Genomic DNA, 21,938 nt, shown 5'->3' with positions numbered 1-21,938 from the left:
TCTTGCGGCTCAAGTGCATCAAGCTGGCGGGGTTCAAATCCTTCGTCGACCCGACCACGGTGAACTTCCCCAGTAACATGGCGGCGGTGGTCGGGCCCAATGGCTGCGGCAAATCGAACATCATCGACGCCGTGCGCTGGGTGATGGGCGAGAGTTCGGCGAAGAACCTGCGCGGCGAATCGATGACCGACGTCATCTTCAACGGCTCCACCAGCCGCAAGCCGGTGAGCCAGGCGAGCATCGAACTGGTGTTCGACAACTCCGACGGCACCTTGCTCGGGGAGTACGCCGCTTATGCGGAAATCTCCATTCGCCGCAAAGTGACCCGCGACAGCCAGACCACCTATTACCTCAACGGCACCAAATGCCGGCGCCGCGACATCACCGACATCTTCCTAGGCACCGGCCTTGGCCCGCGCAGCTACTCGATCATCGAGCAGGGGATGATCTCCAAGCTGATCGAGTCCAAGCCCGAAGACCTGCGCAACTTCATTGAAGAAGCCGCGGGTATCTCCAAGTACAAGGAGCGCCGGCGCGAGACGGAAAACCGCATCCGCCGCACCCACGAAAACCTTGAGCGCCTGACCGACCTGCGCGAAGAGCTTGAGCGTCAGCTCGAACGCTTGCACCGCCAGGCCGAGGCCGCCAAGAAGTATCAGGAATTCAAGGGCGAGGAGCGTCAGCTCAAGGCCCAACTGTCGGCCCTGCGCTGGCAGGCGCTGAACGATCAGGTCGGCCAGCGTGAAGCGATCATCGGCAACCAGGAAGTTTCTTTCGAAGCCTTGGTGGCCGAACAGCGCAATGCCGACGCAAGCATCGAGCGCCTGCGTGACGGGCACCACGACCTGTCGGAACGCTTCAACCTGGTGCAGGGGCGCTTCTACTCGGTCGGCGGCGACATTGCCCGGGTCGAGCAGAGCATCCAGCACGGTCAGCAGCGTTTGCGCCAGTTGCAGGATGACCTGAAAGAGGCCGAGCGCGCGCGCCTGGAAACCGAATCGCACCTGGGCCACGACCGCACGCTGCTGCTGACCCTCGGCGAAGAGCTGGACATGCTCACCCCGGAGCAGGAAGTCACCAGCGCCGCCGCCGAAGAGGCCGCTGCCGCGCTGGAAGAATCCGAAACCACCATGCACGGCTGGCAAGAGCAGTGGGATGCATTCAACCTCACCGCCGCCGAGCCGCGCCGTCAGGCCGAAGTGCAGCAATCGCGGATCCAGCAGCTGGAAACCAGCCTGGAGCGCCTGGCCGATCGCCAGAAGCGTCTTGGCGAAGAACGCGCCTTGCTCTCGGCGGACCCGGAAGACGCGGCGATCATGGCGCTCAGCGAGCAGCTCGCTGAATCCGAAGCGACGCTCGAGGATTTGCAGACCAGCGAAGAAGCCCAGGTCGAAAAGCTTGAGCAGTTGCGTCAGGAACTGCAGCAAGCGCTGACCGCGCAACAGCAGGCGCAAGGCGATTTGCAGCGCCTCAACGGTCGGCTGGCTTCACTCGAAGCTTTGCAGCAAGCCGCGCTCGACCCGGGCACCGGTACCGCAGAGTGGCTGCGCGAACAGAATCTTGCGAATCGCCCGCGCCTGGCCGAAGGCCTGAAGGTTGAGGCGGGTTGGGAGCTGGCGGTGGAAACCGTGCTGGGTGCCGACCTCCAAGCGGTGCTGGTGGACGATTTCAACGATTTCGATCTGTCCGGGTTTGCCCAGGGCGACTTGCGCTTGCTCAGCCCGTCCAGCGATGGCGTACGGGTGCCGGGCAGCCTGCTGGACAAGGTCGAGGCGCAGCTCGATCTGTCGCCATGGCTGGGGCAGGTCAAGCCGGTGGACAGCCTCGAACAGGCCTTGGTCTTGCGCAGTCAATTGGCTGCCGGGCAGAGCCTGATCAGCCGCGACGGTTACTGGGTCGGTCGGCATTTTCTGCGGGTGCGTCGGGCCAGTGAAGCGGAAAGCGGCGTGCTCGCCCGGGGTCAGGAAATCCAGCAACTGGGCCTGGAGCGCGAAGAGCGCGAAGCCGCTGTCGAAACCCTGGAAACCCGACTGCAAAATCTCAGGGCACAGCAGCGTCAGCAGGAGAACGGTCGCGAACATCTGCGCCGTTTGCTGCAGGACGAAGCACGTCAGCAAGGTGAGTTGAAGGCTCAATTGTCTGCCGGCAAGGCCAAGGCCGAACAATTGACCCTGCGCCGTACCCGCCTCGACGAAGAGCTCATCGAACTCGATGAGCAGCGAGCGCTGGAACACGAAAACATCGGCGAAGCGCGCCTGCAATTGCAGGAAGCCCTCGACAGCATGGCGCAGGACACCGAGCAGCGTGAGTTGCTGCTGGCCCAGCGCGACAGCCTGCGTGAGCGTCTGGACCGGGTGCGTCAGGAAGCGCGGCAGCACAAGGATCACGCCCATCAGCTGGCGGTGCGTCTGGGCTCGCTCAAGGCGCAGCATGATTCGACGCGCCAGGCGCTGGAGCGGCTGGAGATGCAGTCCGAGCGCCTGACTGAAAAACGCGAGCAACTGAGCCTCAATCTGGAGGAGGGCGAGGCGCCACTGGAAGAGCTGCGCCTGAAACTCGAGGAGTTGCTCGACAAGCGCATGACCGTCGACGAAGAGCTCAAGACCGCGCAGATCGCCCTCGAAGATGCCGACCGCGAACTGCGCGACGCCGAGAAGCGTCGCAGCCAGGCCGAACAGCAATCCCAGTTGATTCGCAGCCAGCTCGAAACCCAGCGCATGGAATGGCAGGCCCTGACCGTACGCCGCAAGACTTTGCAGGACCAATTGCTGGAAGACGGCTACGATCTCCACGGCGTACTCGCGACACTGACTGCCGAGGCCAGCGAGAAGGAAGCTGAGGAAGAACTCGAGCGCATCGCCGCCAGGATCCAGCGTCTGGGCGCGATCAACCTGGCGGCCATCGATGAGTACCAGCAACAATCGGAGCGTAAACGTTATCTGGATGCGCAGAACGACGATCTGGTGGAAGCCCTTGAAACCCTTGAGAACGTGATTCGCAAGATCGACAAGGAAACCCGCAACCGTTTCAAGGATACCTTTGATCAGATCAATGGCGGTTTACAGGCGCTTTTCCCAAAAGTTTTCGGTGGAGGCCGCGCGTATTTGGAACTGACGGGCGAAGATCTACTCGATACAGGGGTAACAATCATGGCGCAGCCGCCAGGAAAGAAGAACAGCACCATCCATTTGCTCTCCGGCGGCGAAAAGGCCCTGACCGCATTGGCCCTGGTTTTTGCGATCTTCAAGTTGAACCCGGCGCCGTTCTGCATGCTCGATGAGGTTGACGCGCCACTGGATGACGCTAACGTTGGACGCTACGCGCGATTGGTAAAAGAGATGTCACAGACAGTGCAGTTCATCTATATCACCCACAACAAGATCGCCATGGAAATGGCCGAACAACTGATGGGTGTGACGATGCACGAACCCGGTTGTTCACGTCTGGTGGCGGTGGATGTCGAGGAGGCGATGGCGATGGTGGATGCCTGAGTCGGGGTTGTAGGAAGAGTGTTTGCGGCTTGTAGGACTCTTTTCCTGGCTTCGACTTGCTGGCCAATCGACATATTCGCGCTAGCCAACGTGGTAGACGGTGTAAAGTTGCCTTTGGTCGTGCTAGTTTAATGTCAATTTTTCGTATACGTGGGCAAAACGCCTGTCAGAACATAGAGTTGGCGCCACGTTTTAAAGCGGTTTGCAGGTTGTAAACCCCTTATTTTTCAGCATTTTTTATAGAGGCACGGGATTACATGGAAATCGGTCTGCGCGAGTGGCTGATCGTCATCGGCATTATTGTCATTGCCGGTATTCTTTTCGATGGCTGGCGCCGTATGCGCGGCGGCAAGGGAAAACTGAAGTTCCGTCTTGATCGAAGTCTGTCCAACCTGCCGGACGAGGACAGCAGTGCCGAGCTGCTGGGCCCGCCGCGCGTGCTGGACGCACATAAAGAGCCGCAACTGGACGAGCAGGATCTGCCATCGGTGAGCATGCCGGCCCGGGAGCCTCGCGAGTCGGGCTCCAAACGCGGCAAGCGTGGCCACAGCGAGCCTTCCCAGGGCGACATGAACCTCAGCCTGGATCTGGACGGCGGCCCGAGCTTCAGCAGCCGCGACGACGATTTCCCGGACGACACCAAGTCCGCGCCAGCGGTCAACGACAAGGATCAGCCGCAAGCTGAAGAAGTGCTGGTGATCAGCGTGATCTGCCGCGACGCTGCCGGCTTCAAGGGCCCGGCGCTGTTGCAGAACATTCTGGAGAGCGGTTTGCGTTTCGGCGAGATGGATATTTTCCATCGCCACGAAAGCATGGCCGGCAACGGTGAAGTGCTGTTCTCCATGGCCAACGCCGTCAAGCCTGGCGTATTCGACCTGGACGACATCGACCACTTCAGCACTCCGGCGGTGAGTTTCTTCCTGGGTCTGCCAGGTCCTCGCCATCCGAAGCAAGCCTTCGACGTGATGGTGGCAGCGGCGCGTAAACTGTCCCAGGAGCTCAACGGTGAGCTCAAGGACGACCAGCGCAGCGTGCTGACCGCCCAGACGATCGAGCACTACCGTCAGCGCATTGTCGAGTTCGAACGCCGCGCCCTGACCCAGAAACGTTGATTGAAATGGTTATTCCCGCGCGGTGCGCGGGATGATCGGCAAAACAGATTGAGCAGCCTCGGCTGCTCTTTTGCTTTATGAGAGAACACCCATGACCGCCGCCAAGAACCGTATTTTAGAGCTGCGCGCTGAGCTGGATCAGCACAACTATCGTTACCACGTGCTCGACGAACCGAGCATTCCGGACGCCGAATACGACCGCTTGTTCAGCGAGCTCAAGGCCCTGGAAGCGGCCAATCCCGAACTGATCACCAGTGACTCGCCAACCCAGCGAGTAGGCAGCGCGGCGCTGTCGGCGTTTACCCAGGTGCGTCACGAAGTGCCGATGCTCAGTCTCGGTAACGCCTTCGAAGAAACCGACATGCGTGAGTTCGACCGCCGGGTGACCGAAGGCCTGGACCTGCCTGCGGGCGACCTGTTCGGTGGCGGCGCAACCGTTGAATATAGCTGTGAGCCCAAGCTCGATGGCCTGGCCGTCAGCCTGCTGTATCAGGATGGCGTGCTGGTGCGCGGCGCGACCCGCGGCGATGGCACCACCGGCGAAGACATCAGCGTCAACGTGCGCACCGTACGCAACATTCCGCTCAAGCTGCACGGCACCGGCTGGCCGGCGACCTTGGAGGTGCGCGGCGAAGTGTTCATGTCCAAGGCCGGTTTCGAGCGGCTCAACGCCACGCAGCTGGAAGTCGGCGGCAAGACCTTCGCCAACCCGCGCAACGCGGCGGCGGGCAGTTTGCGCCAGCTGGACTCGAAGATCACCGCCAATCGCCCGCTGGAGTTCTGCTGCTACGGCATCGGCCAGGTGTCGGCGGACATCGCCGATACGCACATCGGTAATTTGCAGCAACTCCAGGCCTGGGGCATGCCGATCAGTCATGAGTTGAAACTGGCGCACGGCATCGCCGAGTGCCTGGATTACTACCGTGACATCGGTGAGCGTCGCAGCGCGCTGCCGTATGAAATCGACGGCGTGGTGTTCAAGGTCAACAGCATTGCCTCCCAGCGCGAACTGGGTTTCCGCGCCCGCGAACCGCGCTGGGCCATCGCCCACAAATTCCCGGCGATGGAAGAACTCACCGAGCTGCTCGATGTGGAATTCCAGGTCGGCCGCACCGGGGCGGTGACGCCGGTGGCGCGTCTGAAGCCGGTCAAGGTCGCGGGCGTCACGGTGGCCAACGCCACGTTGCACAACATGGACGAAGTCGCGCGCCTGGGCCTGATGATCGGCGACACGGTAATCATCCGCCGTGCCGGTGACGTGATTCCGCAAGTGGTGCAAGTGGTCATGGAGCGTCGTCCGGAAAACGCCCGGCCAGTACAGATTCCCGAGCAATGTCCGGTGTGCGGTTCCCATGTCGAGCGCACGCAACTGATCAAACGCAGCAAGGGTCGCGAAACGGTCAGTGAAGGCGCGGTGTATCGCTGCGTCGGCCGGCTGGCCTGTGGCGCGCAGCTCAAACAGGCCATCATTCACTTCGTTTCCCGTCGCGCCATGGACATCGAGGGTCTGGGCGAGAAGAGCGTCGAGCAGTTGGTGGACGAAGGCCTGGTGAGTTCGCCGGCCGATCTGTACGCCCTGACGTTCGAGCAGATCGTCGATCTGGAAGGCTTTGCCGAGCTGTCGAGCAAGAACCTGCTCGGCGCCATCGAAGACAGCAAGAAGCCGGGCCTGGCACGGTTCATCTACGCCCTCGGTATTCCCGATGTCGGCGAGGAGACAGCCAAGGTCCTGGCCCGCTCCCTGGGTTCGCTGGAGCGGGTGCAGCAGGCCTTGCCGCAGGTGCTGACGTACTTGCCGGATGTTGGCCTGGAAGTCGCGCATGAGATCCACAGCTTCTTCGAGGATGCGCATAACCGGCAGGTGATCGCTGATTTGCTCAAGCATGGTTTGCAGATTCAGGATCAGGGCGAATTGGGCGCCGAGTTTTCGGCGAGCACCACGCTGGGTGGTTTCCTCGACAAGCTGCATATTCCATTGGTCGGTCCAGGGGGCGCGCAGAAACTGGCGGACAAATTCGGCTCGCTGCAGGCGGTGATCGGCGCGGACTGGCTGGACATGCGCCAGGCGCTGCCGGAGAAACAGGCCAATTCCGTGCGTGAGTTCTTTGCGGTCGAGGCCAATCGCCAATTGGCCGAAGCGGCCGAAAAACAACTGGCCGATTTCGGCATGCATTGGCAGAGCGAGAAGAAGGTCGTCGAAGGCTTGCCGCTGGCCGGGCAGACCTGGGTGCTGACCGGCTCGCTGGAGCTGATGAGTCGCGATGTGGCCAAGGACAAACTCGAAAGCCTCGGTGCCAAGGTAGCGGGCTCCGTATCGGCCAAGACTCATTGTGTGGTGGCTGGACCGGGTGCCGGTTCGAAGTTGACCAAGGCCAATGAGCTGGGGTTGAAGGTGCTGGATGAAGAGGCGTTTGTCGAGTTTCTGCGCAAGCACGATATTTCGGTGTGAAGCCTTCGCGAGCAAGCCCGCTCCCACATTAGACCGCATTCCTCTGTGGGAGCGGGCTTGCTCGCGAAGGCGATTTCAGCAGCCCCGCAGAAAGCGGGAACGATCACCTCTCGGGAATGATCTAGTCTTGGCAAGCCCAGGGAGAGATCGCCATGTACCGTTTCTTCGAACAGCTCAGCTCGCGCATCGCCGCGCCGTTCATGGGCGAAAGTTCGCGCAACAGCAAGGTCTGGCCGTGTCGTTGCGGGCAGTCGCTGTTTTTTCGCAACAGTCAGTGCCTGGCCTGTTCGGCGGCGTTGGGTTATCAGCCGGAGCAAAGCCGTTTATCTTCGCTGCAACCGGCTGAACACCCCGACACCTGGTTGCTCGACGCCGATCCTGAGGCTGGTGCGTTCCGCCGCTGCGCCAATCTCGATTCACCTGCGGCGTGTAATTGGCTGCTCCCAGCCAATCATCACGAAACCTTGTGCATGGCTTGTAGCTTGAATCGCACCATTCCTGACCTATCGATAGCCGACAACCACGAGCGCTGGCGCAAGGTGGAAACCGCCAAGCGGCGTCTGGTCGCGCAACTGCTCAGCCTGGGGTTACAGGTGATTCCCAAAACCGTCGATGAAGACACGGGCCTTGCCTTCGATTTCATCGGCGTGGACCTCGAAGGCAAACCGCCCACTACCGGGCACGCCAATGGCCTGATCACCCTCGACATCAAGGAAGCCGACGATGCGCACCGCGAGCAGGTGCGAGTGCAAATGCACGAACCCTATCGCACGCTGCTCGGGCATTTTCGTCACGAAGTCGGGCACTACTACTGGGATCGATTGATCGCCAATGGCCAGTGGCTTGAGCCTTTTCGCGGATTGTTCGGCGATGAGCGCGCCAGCTATGCCGAAGCCCTCGAGCGGCATTATCAGCAGGGCGCACCGCTCGACTGGCAGCAGCACTGCGTCAGCGCCTATGCGACCATGCATCCGTGGGAAGACTGGGCGGAAACCTGGGCGCATTACCTGCACATGATGGATGCGGTGGACACCGCGCTGGGGTTTGGCATGAGTGCCCGGGAAATGGACTTCGACTATCAGCCGTTTCCGCCTCAAACCCTTTACGATCCGCAGCATCCCGGCGGCGCGGCGTTCCTGTCGTTCGTCAATGCCTGGATCGAACTGGCGGGCATGCTCAACGAATTGTCACGCAGCATGGGGCAGCCGGATTTCTATCCGTTCGTCCTGCCGCCATCCGTCATTGCCAAGCTGCACTTTATTCACTTGGTGATTCAGCAGGAGGGCGGCAGGGCGGACGAGGTGCTTGAGGCGCAATAGCAAGTGCTTGAAGCCCCTCATGTTTTTAATCCGAAACCAACGGTTGTAACTTCGCCTCAGATAGGTACAATGGCGCGGCTCGCCGACAGGTGAGCGTCGTTATGGTGACCCTATCGGTCCCCCCGCAACGATCAGCCGTGAACCCGGTCAGGCCTGGAAGGGAGCAGCCGCAGCGGTGACATTGTGTGCCGGGGTGTGGCTGGTAGGGTTACCACCTTAACGCCACGCGAGTGTTCTCTCGCGTTATCTTTCTGAATTAAGACTTTCGCTAGCTGCCAGGATCTTGTCCAGGGCGGTTTTTTGCCGTTTGCGGTTTATCCACAGCCGCAGGCTCGCCACCGATATACAGCCGAACAACCTCATCGATCTCCCCGGACATCTTCATTCGCGCCAAGGTGCGCAGGATGCTCTGCACCGGGATCTTCGGGTCGTTGCGAACGTAGCAACCGATTTGGTTTTCCTGCAGCACTGCCACGCCTTGCAGTTGCTGCTCCGGCAGCAGGCGGTGATTGAACCAGTCCAGGCTCCATTGATTGCTGACGGCATAGCGATTGCGGCCGGCCAGGAGCTTTTCCAGCACTTGTTCCTGATTGCGTGCGTCGTCGCGCTGCAGTTGGCCGGTGTCGAACAGCGGTTGCAGGGTCGGGTAGCTGTAACCGAGCACGGTGCCAATGGGCTGTTGCGGCAAGTCGGCAGGGTTGACTGCGCCGGGCGGCGCATGCCGGGTGATCAACACGTCAGGTTGAATGAAGAGCGGGATGCTCCAGAGATAATCGTCAGGCCGATCGGGCAGCCACGATTGCGCGGCATAACAGCGGACATCGACCTCGCCTTGCTCCATGGCGTTTTCCACCCGCCCGCGGGGCAATACATGGAATTCGGCCGGCACGCCGACCTGGGTCGCGAGGCTGAGCATCACGTCATACAGGATGCCCTGGGTCGGTTTGCCCCGTTCAAGCTGCACCATGGGCATGGTCCAGCTGTCGGATATCACGAAGCGCAGCGGTGCTTGCGCAGCCACGCCGTCCAGGCTGATCAACAGCAATGCCCCCAAGGCCAGCCGCATAAACACTCCGTTAAAAGCCTCCGATGTGCAGCTTAGCCACAATACACGAGCGCACCGGATGCAATTTGTCCCTTGCTCCGCTAGCATTAGCCGCTTCTGCTTCCTTCGCTGCGACGGTTTTCGATGAGTTATCAGGTTCTTGCACGTAAATGGCGTCCGCGCTCGTTCCGCGAAATGGTCGGCCAGACCCATGTGCTCAAGGCTCTGATCAATGCCTTGGACAGCCAGCGGCTGCACCACGCCTACCTCTTTACCGGTACCCGTGGGGTCGGCAAGACCACCATCGCGCGAATTATTGCCAAATGCCTTAACTGCGAGACAGGTATCACTTCGACCCCCTGTGGCGAGTGTTCGGTGTGTCGCGAAATCGACGAAGGCCGCTTTGTCGACCTGATCGAGATCGACGCCGCGAGCCGCACCAAGGTCGAAGATACCCGCGAATTGCTCGACAACGTGCAGTACGCCCCGAGCCGCGGGCGCTTCAAGGTCTACCTGATCGACGAAGTGCACATGCTCTCCAGCCATTCCTTCAACGCACTGCTCAAAACCCTCGAAGAGCCGCCACCGTACGTCAAGTTCATCCTGGCGACCACTGACCCGCAGAAACTTCCTGCAACGATTCTGTCGCGGTGCTTGCAGTTCTCCCTGAAGAACATGACGCCGGAACGCGTTGTCGAGCACCTGACCCACGTCCTGGGTGTCGAGAACGTGCCGTTCGAAGACGATGCGCTGTGGCTGCTGGGCCGTGCCGCCGACGGGTCGATGCGTGATGCCATGAGCCTGACCGACCAGGCGATTGCCTTCGGTGAAGGCAAGATCATGGCCGCCGACGTGCGGGCGATGCTCGGGACCCTCGATCACGGGCAGGTCTACGACGTCCTGCATGCCCTGATCGAAGGCGATGCCAAGGCGTTGCTCGAAGCCGTCCGCCACCTGGCCGAGCAAGGCCCGGACTGGAACGGCGTGCTTTCGGAAATTCTCAATGTGCTGCACCGCGTTGCCATCGCCCAGGCCTTGCCGGAAGGTGTCGACAACGGTCACGGCGACCGTGATCGCGTGTTGGCACTGGCCCAGGCGTTGCCGGCCGAAGACGTGCAGTTCTACTACCAGATGGGCCTGATCGGGCGCCGCGACCTGCCGCTGGCGCCGGATCCCCGGGGCGGTTTTGAAATGGTGTTGCTGCGGATGCTGGCGTTCCGGCCCGCAGACACCGCGGATGCCCCGAGGCAACCGCTAAAGCCAGTGGGGATCAGCCAGGCCACAGTTGATTCCGCAAACTCAGTGGCTGCCGCGCCGGTTGTTGCGCCGGTAGTCGCTGCGGCCGTTGCGCCGATAGCGGCTGCGCCAGTGGCAGCTCCAGCTCCAGCGCCTGCACCGGAACCGGTTGCGCCGGTCGTTGTGCCAGAACCTGCGCCTGTGCCTGTGGTTGAAGCGGTCGTGGTCGAAGAGGTTGTCGACCTGCCGTGGAATGACCCGGTCGAGCCCGCGCCCGTTCAGCAATCGGTGGTGGAGCCCGTACTGGAAACCGCCAGCGAACAACCTGAATTACCGCCGATGCCGTTGCCGACGCCGGACAGCGCGGTGCCGGACGCCCCGGAGTGGGCTGCCGCGCCGATCCCGGAACCTTCTGTGGCCGACGTCGATGCCGCGACGCCGGGCATGGACCTGGATGACGAGCCGCCGCTGGACGAGGATTACATCGAACCGGACATGGATTCGGCCTACAGTTACCTCGACGAACTGGCCAGCGAGCATGCCGCCGACCCGGCTCCGGAGCCCGAGCCTGAGCCCGCGGCAATGCCGGCCACCGGTCTGGCCCTGCAATGGCTGGAGCTGTTCCCGAAATTGCCGATTTCCGGCATGACCGGCAGTATCGCCGCCAACTGCACGCTGATCGCGGTGGATGGCGATAATTGGCTGATGCACCTGGACCCGGCCCACAGTGCCTTGTTCAACGCCACCCAGCAGCGTCGCCTCAATGATGCGCTGAACCAGTATCACGAGCGCACGCTGACCCTGAGCATCGAGCTGATCAAGCCCGAGCAGGAAACCCCGGCCCAGGCAGCTTCGCGCCGCCGCGCCAACCGTCAGCGCGAGGCGGAGGATTCGATCCACGGTGATCCGTTCATCCAGCAAATGATGCAGCAGTTCGGTGCGGTGGTCCGTAACGATACTATTGAACCTGTCGATGCCCTGGTCACTCAGGGCTAATAACTGAAGGTGCTCGGCCGCATGGGCCGGGCGCTGTTTTGATCCAAGTACTTTTGAGGTGATTACCATGATGAAAGGTGGCATGGCCGGCCTGATGAAGCAGGCGCAGCAGATGCAGGAAAAAATGGCCAAGATGCAGGAAGAACTGGCCAACGCCGAAGTCACCGGTAAGGCCGGTGGCGATATGGTCACCGTGGTGATGACCGGTCGTCATGACGTCAAGAGCGTGACCATCGACCCAAGCCTGGTCGAAGGCATGAGCGAAGACGACAAGGAAATGCTGGAAGCGGTCATCGCATCCGCGGTCAATGATGCCGTGCGCAAGATCGAAGCCAACAGCCAGGACAAAATGGGCAGCATGACTGCCGGCATGCAACTGCCGCCGGGCATGAAACTGCCATTCTGATTCGCCTTCAGGCGGCAGATGAGCTACAAAAATGCCAGGCATTGCGCCTGGCATTTTTGTTTTCGGCATTGGAGATGTAGTGTCTGGAATGCCGTCATCGCGAGCAAGCTCGCTCCCACAGGGGATTGCATTCCAAATGTGGGAGCGGCGGTGCGGCGATCCGACTTGCTCGCGAAGAAGTCGCCTCGGTCTTGCTGAATAAACATCGAACGCCATACCACCACAAAGGTCTGCTCCTTACATCACAGAACCTCATCGATCACAGGAGACGCTGCCATGTCCGACCCCCTGACCCTCAATCAACGCATTGTCCTGGCTTCTCGCCCGGTGGGCGCGCCAACGCCGGAAAACTTCCGTATGGAGCGGGTGGCGCTACCGGACCTGGCCGACGGTCAGGTGCTGCTCAAGACCGTTTTCCTGTCGCTGGATCCCTACATGCGCGGACGCATGAGTGACGCACCTTCCTACGCCGCACCGGTGGAAATCGGCGAAGTCATGACCGGGGGCGCTGTCAGCCGGGTCGAGCGGTCGCTCAATCCGAAGTTTCAGGAAGGTGATCTGGTGGTCGGTGCCACCGGTTGGCAAAGCCACAGCATCAATGACGGTCGCAGCATCATTCCGATTCCCGCGCTGCCAAGCCCTTCGATGGCTCTCGGGGTACTGGGTATGCCGGGCATGACTGCGTACATGGGCCTGATGGACATCGGCCAGCCGAAGGCCGGCGAAACCCTGGTGGTTGCAGCGGCGTCCGGGGCGGTGGGCTCGGTGGTCGGCCAAGTGGCGAAGATCAAGGGGCTGCGCGTGGTCGGTGTGGCGGGCGGTGCGGAAAAGTGCCGTTATGTGGTCGACGAGTTGGGCTTCGACGCCTGCATCGACCACAAGAGCCCGGACTTTGCCGACGAACTGGCGCAAGCCTGTCCCAAGGGCATCGACATCTATTATGAAAACGTCGGCGGCAAGGTATTCGACGCCGTGGTGCCATTGCTCAATCCCAAGGCACGGATTCCGCTGTGTGGCTTGATCGCGTCCTATAACGCCCATGAGGCGCCGAGCGGCCCGGATCGCCTGCCACTGTTGCAGCGCACCCTGTTGACCAAGCGAGTGCGCATCCAGGGCTTCATCGTGTTCGATGATTATGGTGATCGCCAGCCGGAATTCCTCAGTGCCATGGCGCCCTGGGTTCGCGATGGCAAGGTGAAGTTCCGCGAAGACGTGGTCGATGGCCTGGAACAGGCGCCTGATGCGTTCATCGGCCTGCTGGAAGGGCGCAACTTCGGCAAGTTGGTGGTTCGGGTTTCCCGGGACTGAGTAATTGACGCTGCAATTTGACGCTCAACCGAGGCGCGGGTATAAACCGCGTCTCGTTGTTTTGTCGGACTTTTCCACCATGAGCTTCAGCCCTTTGATTCGCCAACTGATCGACGCCCTGCGAATTCTGCCAGGCGTGGGTCAGAAAACCGCCCAGCGCATGGCGTTGCAGTTGCTCGAGCGTGACCGCAGCGGCGGCTCACGCCTGGCGCTGGCCCTGAGCCAGGCCATGGAAGGGGTCGGTCACTGCCGCTTGTGCCGTACGCTGACGGAAGATGATCTGTGCCCGCAATGCGCCGATACCCGTCGCGACGACACCTTGCTCTGCGTGGTGGAAGGGCCGATGGACGTCTATGCGGTGGAGCAGACCGGTTTCCGCGGGCGCTATTTCGTGCTCAAGGGCCATCTGTCGCCGCTCGACGGCTTGGGGCCGGATGCCATCGGCATTCCGCAGTTGATGGCACGGATCGAAGAGGCCGGCACCTTCACCGAAGTCATTCTGGCCACCAACCCGACCGTGGAAGGTGAAGCCACGGCGCACTACATCGCCCAATTGCTCAGCAGCAAAGGCCTGATCGCCTCGCGCATCGCCCATGGCGTACCGCTGGGTGGCGAGCTGGAGCTGGTGGATGGCGGGACGCTGGCGCATTCGTTTGCCGGGCGTAAGCCGATTTCGCTCTGAGTTGTGCGGTGTCTTTGCTGACGCCTTCGCGAGCAAGCCCGCTCCCACATTTGGAATGCAATCCCCTGTGGGAGCGGGCTTGCTCGCGAAGGGCGCACCTCGGTGTCGCTGATTCACACAATCCTGTTGAAAACCAAGCAAGCGCTCGGTTAACTTCACTGACCCCTTCAGTGGAGCTCGCCGATGTCTGCCTTTCAGGAATACTTCGACCCCAGCCACCAATTGGTCCGTGACAGCGTCAGACGTTTCGTCGAGCGCGAGATTCTTCCCGACATCTCGCAGTGGGAAGAAGCCGAAAGCTTTCCTCGCGAGCTCTACCTCAAGGCCGGCGCGGCGGGGATTCTCGGCATCGGGTACCCGGAGGCCTACGGAGGCAGCCACGAAGGGGATCTGTTCGCCAAGGTTGCCGCCAGTGAAGAGTTGATGCGCTGCGGCTCAGGCGGGTTGGTCGCCGGCCTGGGGTCGCTGGATATCGGCTTGCCGCCCATCCTCAAGTGGGCCCGACCCGAAGTGCGGGATCGAGTGCTGCCCCAGGTGCTGTCGGGAGAGAAGATCAGCGCCCTGGCCATCACCGAGCCTGGCGGTGGCTCCGACGTCGCCAACCTGCAAACCCGAGCGGTGCGCGACGGCGATTTCTACCGGGTCAGTGGCAGCAAGACCTTTATCACCAGCGGCGTGCGCGCGGATTTCTACACGGTTGCCGTGCGAACGGGCGAACCGGGTTTCGGTGGCATCAGCCTGTTACTGATCGAGAAGGGCACACCGGGTTTCACCGTAGGACGGCAGCTGAAGAAAATGGGCTGGTGGGCGTCAGACACCGCTGAACTGTTCTTCGATGATTGCCGCGTACCTGCAGGCAATCTGATCGGCGTTGAGAACATGGGCTTTGCCTGCATCATGGGCAACTTCCAGAGCGAACGCCTAGCGTTGGCATTGATGGCCAACATGACCGCACAGCTGGCGTTGGAAGAGAGCCTGAAATGGGCGCGCGAGCGCGAAGCCTTTGGCAAACCGATCGGCAAGTTTCAGGTGATCAAGCATCGCCTCGCCGAGATGGCGACCGCGCTGGAGGTGTCCCGGGAGTTCACATACCGCCAGGCCGCGAAAATGGCAGCGGGGCAGAGTGTGATCAAGGAGATTTCCATGGCCAAGAATTTTGCGACGGATACTGCGGACCGGATCGTGAACGATGCGGTGCAGATACTCGGTGGGCTGGGTTACATGCGCGAGAGTCTGGTGGAGCGGCTGTACCGCGATAACCGGATCCTGTCGATTGGCGGCGGGACGCGGGAAGTGATGAACGAGATCATCAGCAAGCAGATGGGGCTGTAATCGGCGGTGTGGCGGCTGACGCCATTCGCGAGCAAGCCCGCTCCCACACTTGACCGCGTACTGTCAGGAAGAATGCAATTCACTGTGGGAGCGGGCTTGCTCGCGAAGGCGTCAGTACAGGCGCCAGATTATTTATCAGTCAACGCAAACTGCGTCAGGCAGAACGTAGGAATGCCCATGTCTTCCAGGCGCTGCGAGCCACCCAGCTCCGGCAGATCGATGATCGCCGCCGCTTCATGCACCCGGGCGCCCATGCGGCGGATCAGGTTGGCGGCGGCAATCAGGGTGCCGCCGGTGGCGATCAGGTCATCGAACATCACCACCGAATCCCCCTCGCACAGGCTGTCGGCGTGCACTTCCAGGAAGGCTTCGCCGTATTCGGTCGCATAGCCCTCGGCCAGCACGTCGGCTGGCAGCTTGCCTTGCTTGCGGAACAGCACCAGCGGCTTGTTCAACTGATAGGCCAGTACCGAACCGATCAGGAAGCCACGGGCGTCCATCGCGCCGATGTGGGTGAAGTCAGCCTCGACATAACGGTGGGCGAAGCTGTCCATCACCAGGCGCAGGGCCGTGGGCGACTGGAACAGCGGGGTGATATCGCGAAAGATCACGCCCGGTTTCGGGAAGTCGATGACAGGGCGGATGAGGGATTTGATGTCGAAGGAGTCGAAGACCATCGTCGTGGTGTCCTGGCAGGGCTGCAAACGACGCAGTATAACGGCGGCTGAACCGTTTCGCTCAGCCGCAACGTTTTGTTTCAGCCTTCCAGTGAGCCACCGGCCAGGGCGCACAGCTGGATCGGGTCGATAATCCGGATTTCCTTGCCTTCTGCCGCAATCAGCTCGTTTTGCTGGAAGCGGGTAAAGACGCGGGACACGGTTTCCACCGCCAGGCCCAGGTAGTTGCCGATTTCGTTACGCGACATGCTCAGGCGGAACTGATTGGCGGAAAAACCCCGGGCGCGGAAACGTGCCGAAAGGTTGACCAGGAAGGTGGCGATGCGTTCGTCGGCGGTCTTTTTCGACAACAGCAGCATCATCTGCTGGTCGTCACGGATTTCGCGACTCATCACCCGCATCAGCTGACGGCGCAACTGCGGCAATTGCAGGGCCAGTTCGTCGAGACGTTCGAAAGGAATTTCACACACCGAGGTGGTTTCCAGGGCTTGTGCCGACACAGGGTGCTTTTCAGTGTCCATGCCCGACAGACCGACCAGTTCGCTGGGCAGGTGGAAGCCGGTGAGCTGTTCTTCACCGGTGTCGCTCAGGCTGAAGGTCTTGAGGGCGCCAGAACGGACCGCGTAGACAGAATTGAAGGTATCGCCCTGACGGAACAGAAATTCGCCTTTTTTCAGCGGTCGGCCACGTTTGACGATTTCGTCCAGCGCATCCATGTCTTCCAGATTCAGCGAAAGTGGCAGGCAAAGAGGGGCCAGGCTGCAATCCTTGCAATGGGCTTGATTATGAGCGCGCAGTTTTACTGGCTCGGACATTTCTTCAATCCTTGTGGGAATTCACACATAAGACGTAAGGGTAACTCACCATAGGATATCGAGGCCAGTCTGGGGCGCTAGCTTGCAGAATTAGATTACCCGTGAAAATCGCTGGCGACTGTGTTGTTCCAGGTACGCGTCGAACACCATGCACACTGAGCGCACCAACAGTCGCCCTGCGGGCAGGATGGTGATCCTGTCGCGATCGAGTTCGATCAGCCCGTCTTTGGCCATGTCCTGCAGTTGAGGCCAGAGTTCGCCGAAGTAGCCTTGGAAATCGATGTTGAAGGCCTGCTCGATGTCAGCGTATTCGAGACTGAAATTGCAGATCAATTGCTGGATGACCGCACGCCGCAGCCGGTCATCGGCATTGCACAGCAGGCCGCGGCTGGTGGCCAGTTGCATGGATGCGAGTGCGTTCTGGTACTGGTTCAGGTCGCTGCTGTTCTGGCAGTACAGGTCGCCGATCTGGCTGATCGCCGACACGCCGAGGCCGATCAGATCGCAATGACCGTGGGTGGTGTAGCCCTGGAAATTGCGTTGCAGGGTCGATTCTTCCTGGGCAATCGCCAGTTCATCGTCGGGCAGGGCGAAGTGGTCCATGCCGATGTAGCGGTAACCGGCGCCGATCAGTTGCTCGATGGTGCGCTGCAGCATTTCCAGTTTCTGCGCCGGTGTCGGCAGTTCATCGCTGTTGATGCGCCGCTGCGGCATGAAGCGTTCTGGCAGGTGGGCGTAGTTGAACACCGATAGTCTGTCCGGTTGCAGGCGGATGACCTCTTCCACGGTGCGGGCGAAATTCTCCGGTGTCTGTCTCGGCAGGCCGTAGATCAGGTCGATATTGATCGAGCGAAACTGCAAGGTGCGGGCGGCATCGATCACCGCGCGGGTTTCTTCCAGGCTTTGCAGGCGATTGACTGCACGTTGCACGGCCGGGTCGAGGTCTTGCAGGCCGATGCTGACCCGATTGAAACCCAGTTCGCGCAGCAGACCCATGGTCGACCAGTCGGCCTCGCGCGGGTCGATCTCGATACCGTAGTCGCCGGAGTCGTCGTCCAGCAAATTGAAGTGTTTGCGCAAATGCGCCATCAACTGGCGCAGTTCGTCGTGGCTGAGAAAGGTCGGCGTGCCGCCACCGAAGTGCAGTTGCTCGACTTTCTGCGTGGGGTCGAGGTGGCAGGCGATCAACTGGATTTCCTGTTCCAGGCGCTGCAAGTACGGCTGCGCCCGCCCGCGATCCTTGGTGATGACCTTGTTGCAGGCGCAGTAATAGCAAATGTTCGCGCAGAACGGCACATGCACGTACAGCGACAACGGCCGTTGGGCCTTGCGGCTGTCGCGCAGGGCATGAAACAGGTCGAAGGTGCCGACCTGGCTGTTGAATTGCACGGCGGTCGGGTATGAGGTGTAGCGTGGTCCCGCCAGGTCATAACGGCGGATCAGATCGGTGTCCCAACGAATGGCGTCGAGCATCATGCGGGCATTCCCCCGGATAGGCTGGCAGTGTCAGCCACTTTATGCGAGGGCGGGGTGGGGGATCTTGATTTGCATCAAGGGTCAAGAATTGTGGTTTCTGTGCCGGCCTCTTCGCGAGCAAGCCCGCTCCCACAGGGAAACGCATTTCAGATGTGGGAGCGGGCTTGCTCGCGAAGGGCGCGCGCCGCCGATCTAGTGACCCATCATCCAGTGCTGATGCGGTCCCGGCAGTGTCCAGATACCAAACAGCATCACCAGCATCCCGCCCGCCATCCGCACGCTGCGCTTGCGCAACAGTGCGGTGATGCGCTCGGCGGCAAGGCCTGTCGCCAGCAGCACCGGCCAGGTGCCGAGCCCGAACGCGAGCATCAACAATGCGCTGTCCAGCGCGTTGCCCTGGCTGGCCGACCATAACAAGGTGCTGTAGACCAGGCCGCACGGCAGCCAGCCCCAGAGCGCGCCCAACAACAGCGCACGCGGAACGTTCGACACCGGCAGTAACCGGTTGGCGACTGGCTGGATATGCCGCCACAGACCTCGACCGAGGCTTTCGATACGGGTCAGGCCGCTCCACCAGCCGGCCAGGTACAGGCCCATGGCAATCAGCAGCAAGCCGGCGAGGATGCGCAGGAACATCGCCGCCGGGCTGCTGGCCACGGCCCATCCGGCCAGGCCGATCAGCAGTCCGGCACAGGCATAGCTCAGAATCCGGCCCAGGTTATAGGCCAGCAGCAGACGAAAGCGGCGGCTGCGTTGCTCCTTGGGAATCGCCAGGGTCAGCGCACCCATCAAGCCGCCGCACATGCCCAGGCAATGGCCGCCGCCGAGCAAGCCGAGGATCACCGCAGACACCAGCAGTGGCGTCAATTCAAGCATGGGGCGGGGCCTTGTCGTCCGTTTTGGCCGGTTGGCCGCTGGCCTCGTCGACGGCGGCGGTGTGGTTCGGGTCCTGGTCGTCGAACAGGATGCTGTGGGCCGGGCCGTCAAGGTCGTCGTACTGACCGCTGTCCACCGCCCAGAAGAAGATATAGACGGCGATGGCCACGATCAGCAACGCAGCGGGAATCATCACGTAAAGAGCTGGCATCTGGACTCCATGCCCGCGCGGCTCAGGCCGGCAGCGGGCGGGTTTCTGGCGTGGTGCCGGGGGCGGGCGCGCTCGGCATGCGAGTCAGGCGCAGCGCGTTCAGCACCACGGTCAACGAACTGATCGACATGCCCACCGCCGCCCATACCGGAGTGATCCAGCCGAGGGCGGCGAAGGGCAACATGAGGCCATTGTACAACCCGGCCCACAGAAGGTTCTCGATAATGACCCGACGGGTGCGCCGCGCCAGGCTGAAGGCTTGCACCAGCGCGTCGAGGCGGTTGGACAGCAGCACGGCGTCGGCACTGGTTTTCGCCAGGTCGGTGGCCGAGCCCATGGCGACGCTGATATCCGCAGCCGCCAGCACCGGCACGTCATTGACCCCGTCGCCCAGCATCAACACCTTGCGACCTTCCTTGTGCAGTTGTTGCAGGACCTGCAGTTTATCGTCCGGACGCAAGCCGCCGCGGGCTTCATCGATACCCAGTTCCGCCGCCACGCTGGCGACCATCGGCGAGCTGTCGCCGGACAGCAGCAGCGTGCGCCAGCCACGGGCCTTGCACGCGGCGAGCAGCGCGGGCGCATCGGCACGCAAGCGATCATCGAGGACGAGCCAGGCCAGCGGCCTCTCGCTGTCGCCCAGTAGCAGCCATTGGCCGGGTTCTTCGGGCATCGATGGCACCATGGCGCCGCTGAGTTCGCAGACAAAACCCGGTTGGCCGATACGCAGACGCCGCCCATCAACCAGCCCCTCCAGGCCAAGACCCGGTGTGCTGTGGACTTCTTCGGCAGCCGTCGGCGCACGACCGAAAGCGCGGGCGATCGGATGTTCGGAGCGGTTTTCCAGGGCGGCGGCAAGGCTCAGGCATTGATCGCTGTCGAGCGCGCCGAGGGGGCGGATCGAGCGCAGCGCCAGGCGTCCTTCGGTGAGGGTGCCGGTCTTGTCGAAAATTACCGTGTCGATCTGGTTCAGGCCTTCCAGCACATGGCCGCGGGTCAGCAACAGACCGAGTTTGTGCAGTGTGCCGGTGGCGGCGGTGAGGGCGGTCGGCGTCGCCAGCGACAAGGCGCACGGGCAGGTCGCCACCAGCATCGCCAGCACGATCCAGAAGGCTCGCGAGGCATCCAACTGCCACCACAACAGGCCAATCGCGGCGGCGGCGATCAGCGACAACAGCAGGAACCATTGCGCGGCGCGGTCGGCGATTTCCGCCAGGCGCGGTTTTTCGGCCTGGGCGCGATCGAGCAGGCGAACGATGGCCGAGAGGCGAGTGTCCTGGCCCAGGGCCTGGACCTCGACGGTCAGTGCGCCTTCGACGTTCATTGTGCCGGCGGTGACTGCGTCGCCGGGGGTGCGTGGTTGCGGCAGGTATTCGCCGGTCAGCAGCGACTCGTCGACACTCGACTGGCCGTCGAGGATCTTGCCGTCAGCCGGGAGAATGGCGCCCGGATGAACCAGCACCTGATCGCCGACACGCAGTTCACTGAGCAGAATGCGTTCGCTCTGGCCGTCGGCTGTCAATCGCAGGCACGAGGCGGGCAATAGATTCACAAGCTGCGCGGTGGCGGCGGCGGTGCGCTCGCGGGCGCGGCGTTCCAGATAACGCCCGGCCAGCAGGAACAGGGCAAACATGCCGACGGCATCGAAATACAGCTCGCCGACCCCGGTGATGGACGTCCAGATCCCGGCGATGTAGGCGCTGCCGATGGCCAGCGACACCGAAACGTCCATGGTCAGGTGGCGGGTGCGCAGATCGCGCATGGCGCCTTTGAAGAACGGCGCGCAGCTGTAGAACACAATCGGGGTGGTGAGGAACAGCGCGACCCAGCGCAGGATGGTGTGCAGTTCGGGGCTGAGGTCGATGTTGAATTCAGGCCAGGTGGCCATGGTTGCCATCATCGCCTGGAACCACAGCAGACCGGCCACGCCGAGCTGGCGCAGGGCCAGGCGGTTTTCGCTGGCCAGTTGTTCGCTGGCCCGGTCGGCCTGATACGGGTGCGCGGCGTACCCGATGTGACGCAATTCGCTGAGGACCTGGCTCAGCGGCAACTGCCCATCGGCCCAGCGTACGTGCAGGCGATGGTTGGACAGGTTCAGGCGCGCTTCGGCTACCGCCGGCATCGTGCGCAGGTGTTTTTCGATCAGCCAGCCGCAGGCCGCGCAGCTGATGCCTTCCATCAGCAGCGTGGTTTCGGCCAGTTCGCCATCGTGGCGGACAAAGGGCTGCTGCACATCGGCGCGGTCGTACAGCGCCAGTTCATCCACCAGTTGCACCGGCAGCGCTTCAGGGTTGGCCGAGGCTTCGCTGCGGTGCTGGTAATAGCTTTCCAGGCCACCGGCGACAATGGCCTCGGCCACGGCCTGGCAACCCGGGCAGCAGAATTCGCGGGTTTGTCCCAGGACCGCAGCGGTGAAGCGGCTGCCGGCCGGGACGGGCAGGGCGCAGTGGTAGCAGGGGAGTGGGGTGGTCATGAGGTTTTCATTAATGCCGCTGGAACTCTGTCGT

The 21,938-nt window shown here is 61.9% G+C and carries 16 protein-coding genes and 1 other RNA gene; 10 read left to right on the top strand and 7 right to left on the bottom strand.

Annotated features, from left to right (window positions below; genetic code table 11):
- Positions 1–2 precede the first annotated feature (2 nt).
- The 5 genes from smc (at position 3) to ffs (ending at position 8,579) form a co-directional block, all read left to right on the top strand.
- The gene (gene smc / locus KGB20_RS24990) at positions 3–3,491 is read left to right on the top strand and encodes a chromosome segregation protein SMC (protein WP_150812384.1); all 3,489 of its coding nucleotides are present in this window, start codon (positions 3–5) and stop codon (positions 3,489–3,491) included.
- Between the two features lie 257 nt (positions 3,492–3,748).
- On the top strand, positions 3,749–4,603 hold the full coding sequence (zipA, locus tag KGB20_RS24985; RefSeq protein ID WP_008050196.1) for a cell division protein ZipA: 855 nt from the start codon (positions 3,749–3,751) through the stop codon (positions 4,601–4,603).
- Positions 4,604–4,694: 91 nt separating this feature from the next.
- A complete protein-coding gene (ligA, locus tag KGB20_RS24980) occupies positions 4,695–7,052 on the top strand; it encodes an NAD-dependent DNA ligase LigA (RefSeq protein ID WP_223533162.1) in 2,358 nt (785 codons plus the stop codon).
- A gap of 152 nt (positions 7,053–7,204) precedes the next feature.
- A complete protein-coding gene (locus tag KGB20_RS24975) occupies positions 7,205–8,371 on the top strand; it encodes a putative zinc-binding metallopeptidase (protein ID WP_223533161.1) in 1,167 nt (388 codons plus the stop codon).
- A gap of 111 nt (positions 8,372–8,482) precedes the next feature.
- Positions 8,483–8,579, top strand: an RNA gene (ffs, locus tag KGB20_RS24970) — signal recognition particle sRNA small type.
- A 60-nt stretch (positions 8,580–8,639) separates the two neighbouring features.
- Here ffs and KGB20_RS24965 read toward each other — a convergent pair.
- Positions 8,640–9,437: a substrate-binding periplasmic protein gene (locus KGB20_RS24965; protein WP_154946546.1), complete on the bottom strand. Its 798-nt coding sequence runs from the start codon at positions 9,435–9,437 to the stop codon at positions 8,640–8,642.
- Positions 9,438–9,560: 123 nt separating this feature from the next.
- On the opposite strand from KGB20_RS24965, the gene dnaX reads away from it, so the two are divergent.
- The 5 genes from dnaX to KGB20_RS24940 all read left to right on the top strand — a co-directional run bounded on the left by dnaX (position 9,561) and on the right by KGB20_RS24940 (position 15,376).
- Entirely contained in the window at positions 9,561–11,648 is a 2,088-nt protein-coding gene (dnaX, locus tag KGB20_RS24960) for a DNA polymerase III subunit gamma/tau (RefSeq protein ID WP_223533159.1), read from the top strand.
- 67 nt (positions 11,649–11,715) lie between these two features.
- Positions 11,716–12,054, top strand: coding sequence for a YbaB/EbfC family nucleoid-associated protein (locus KGB20_RS24955; protein ID WP_007971455.1), 339 nt, complete (start codon positions 11,716–11,718; stop codon positions 12,052–12,054).
- A 276-nt stretch (positions 12,055–12,330) separates the two neighbouring features.
- The gene (locus tag KGB20_RS24950) at positions 12,331–13,362 is read left to right on the top strand and encodes an NADP-dependent oxidoreductase (protein ID WP_150812391.1); all 1,032 of its coding nucleotides are present in this window, start codon (positions 12,331–12,333) and stop codon (positions 13,360–13,362) included.
- Positions 13,363–13,441: 79 nt separating this feature from the next.
- Entirely contained in the window at positions 13,442–14,044 is a 603-nt protein-coding gene (gene recR, locus KGB20_RS24945; RefSeq protein ID WP_150812392.1) for a recombination mediator RecR, read from the top strand.
- Between the two features lie 183 nt (positions 14,045–14,227).
- Positions 14,228–15,376 (top strand): acyl-CoA dehydrogenase family protein, encoded by a 1,149-nt coding sequence (locus tag KGB20_RS24940; protein ID WP_223533157.1) that lies wholly within the window; start codon positions 14,228–14,230, stop codon positions 15,374–15,376.
- A gap of 128 nt (positions 15,377–15,504) precedes the next feature.
- Here the strand turns inward: KGB20_RS24940 and KGB20_RS24935 are convergent, their stop codons facing one another.
- The 6 genes from KGB20_RS24935 to KGB20_RS24910 all read right to left on the bottom strand — a co-directional run bounded on the left by KGB20_RS24935 (position 15,505) and on the right by KGB20_RS24910 (position 21,904).
- Positions 15,505–16,053 (bottom strand): adenine phosphoribosyltransferase, encoded by a 549-nt coding sequence (locus KGB20_RS24935; RefSeq protein ID WP_027921719.1) that lies wholly within the window; start codon positions 16,051–16,053, stop codon positions 15,505–15,507.
- 80 nt (positions 16,054–16,133) lie between these two features.
- Positions 16,134–16,868, bottom strand: a complete 735-nt coding sequence (gene fnr, locus KGB20_RS24930) for a fumarate/nitrate reduction transcriptional regulator Fnr (RefSeq protein WP_150812394.1) — start codon at positions 16,866–16,868, stop codon at positions 16,134–16,136.
- Between the two features lie 90 nt (positions 16,869–16,958).
- Positions 16,959–18,341: an oxygen-independent coproporphyrinogen III oxidase gene (gene hemN / locus KGB20_RS24925; protein WP_154860818.1), complete on the bottom strand. Its 1,383-nt coding sequence runs from the start codon at positions 18,339–18,341 to the stop codon at positions 16,959–16,961.
- A gap of 195 nt (positions 18,342–18,536) precedes the next feature.
- On the bottom strand, positions 18,537–19,220 hold the full coding sequence (locus tag KGB20_RS24920; protein WP_150812395.1) for a sulfite exporter TauE/SafE family protein: 684 nt from the start codon (positions 19,218–19,220) through the stop codon (positions 18,537–18,539).
- Positions 19,213–19,431: a cbb3-type cytochrome oxidase assembly protein CcoS gene (gene ccoS / locus KGB20_RS24915; protein WP_056721958.1), complete on the bottom strand. Its 219-nt coding sequence runs from the start codon at positions 19,429–19,431 to the stop codon at positions 19,213–19,215. Before ccoS ends, KGB20_RS24920 begins: the two co-directional genes overlap by 8 nt.
- Before the next feature lie 22 nt (positions 19,432–19,453).
- Positions 19,454–21,904 carry a heavy metal translocating P-type ATPase gene (locus KGB20_RS24910; RefSeq protein ID WP_223533155.1) on the bottom strand — a complete coding sequence of 817 codons (2,451 nt, stop codon included), beginning with the start codon at positions 21,902–21,904 and terminating at the stop codon, positions 19,454–19,456.
- Between the last annotated feature and the right edge of the window lie 34 nt (positions 21,905–21,938).

The sequence above is a fragment of the Pseudomonas sp. BF-R-30 genome (assembly GCF_019956175.1).
In the GTDB taxonomy this organism is placed as follows: domain Bacteria; phylum Pseudomonadota; class Gammaproteobacteria; order Pseudomonadales; family Pseudomonadaceae; genus Aquipseudomonas; species Aquipseudomonas jessenii.
This window is presented reverse-complemented; position numbering and strand designations above follow the sequence as displayed.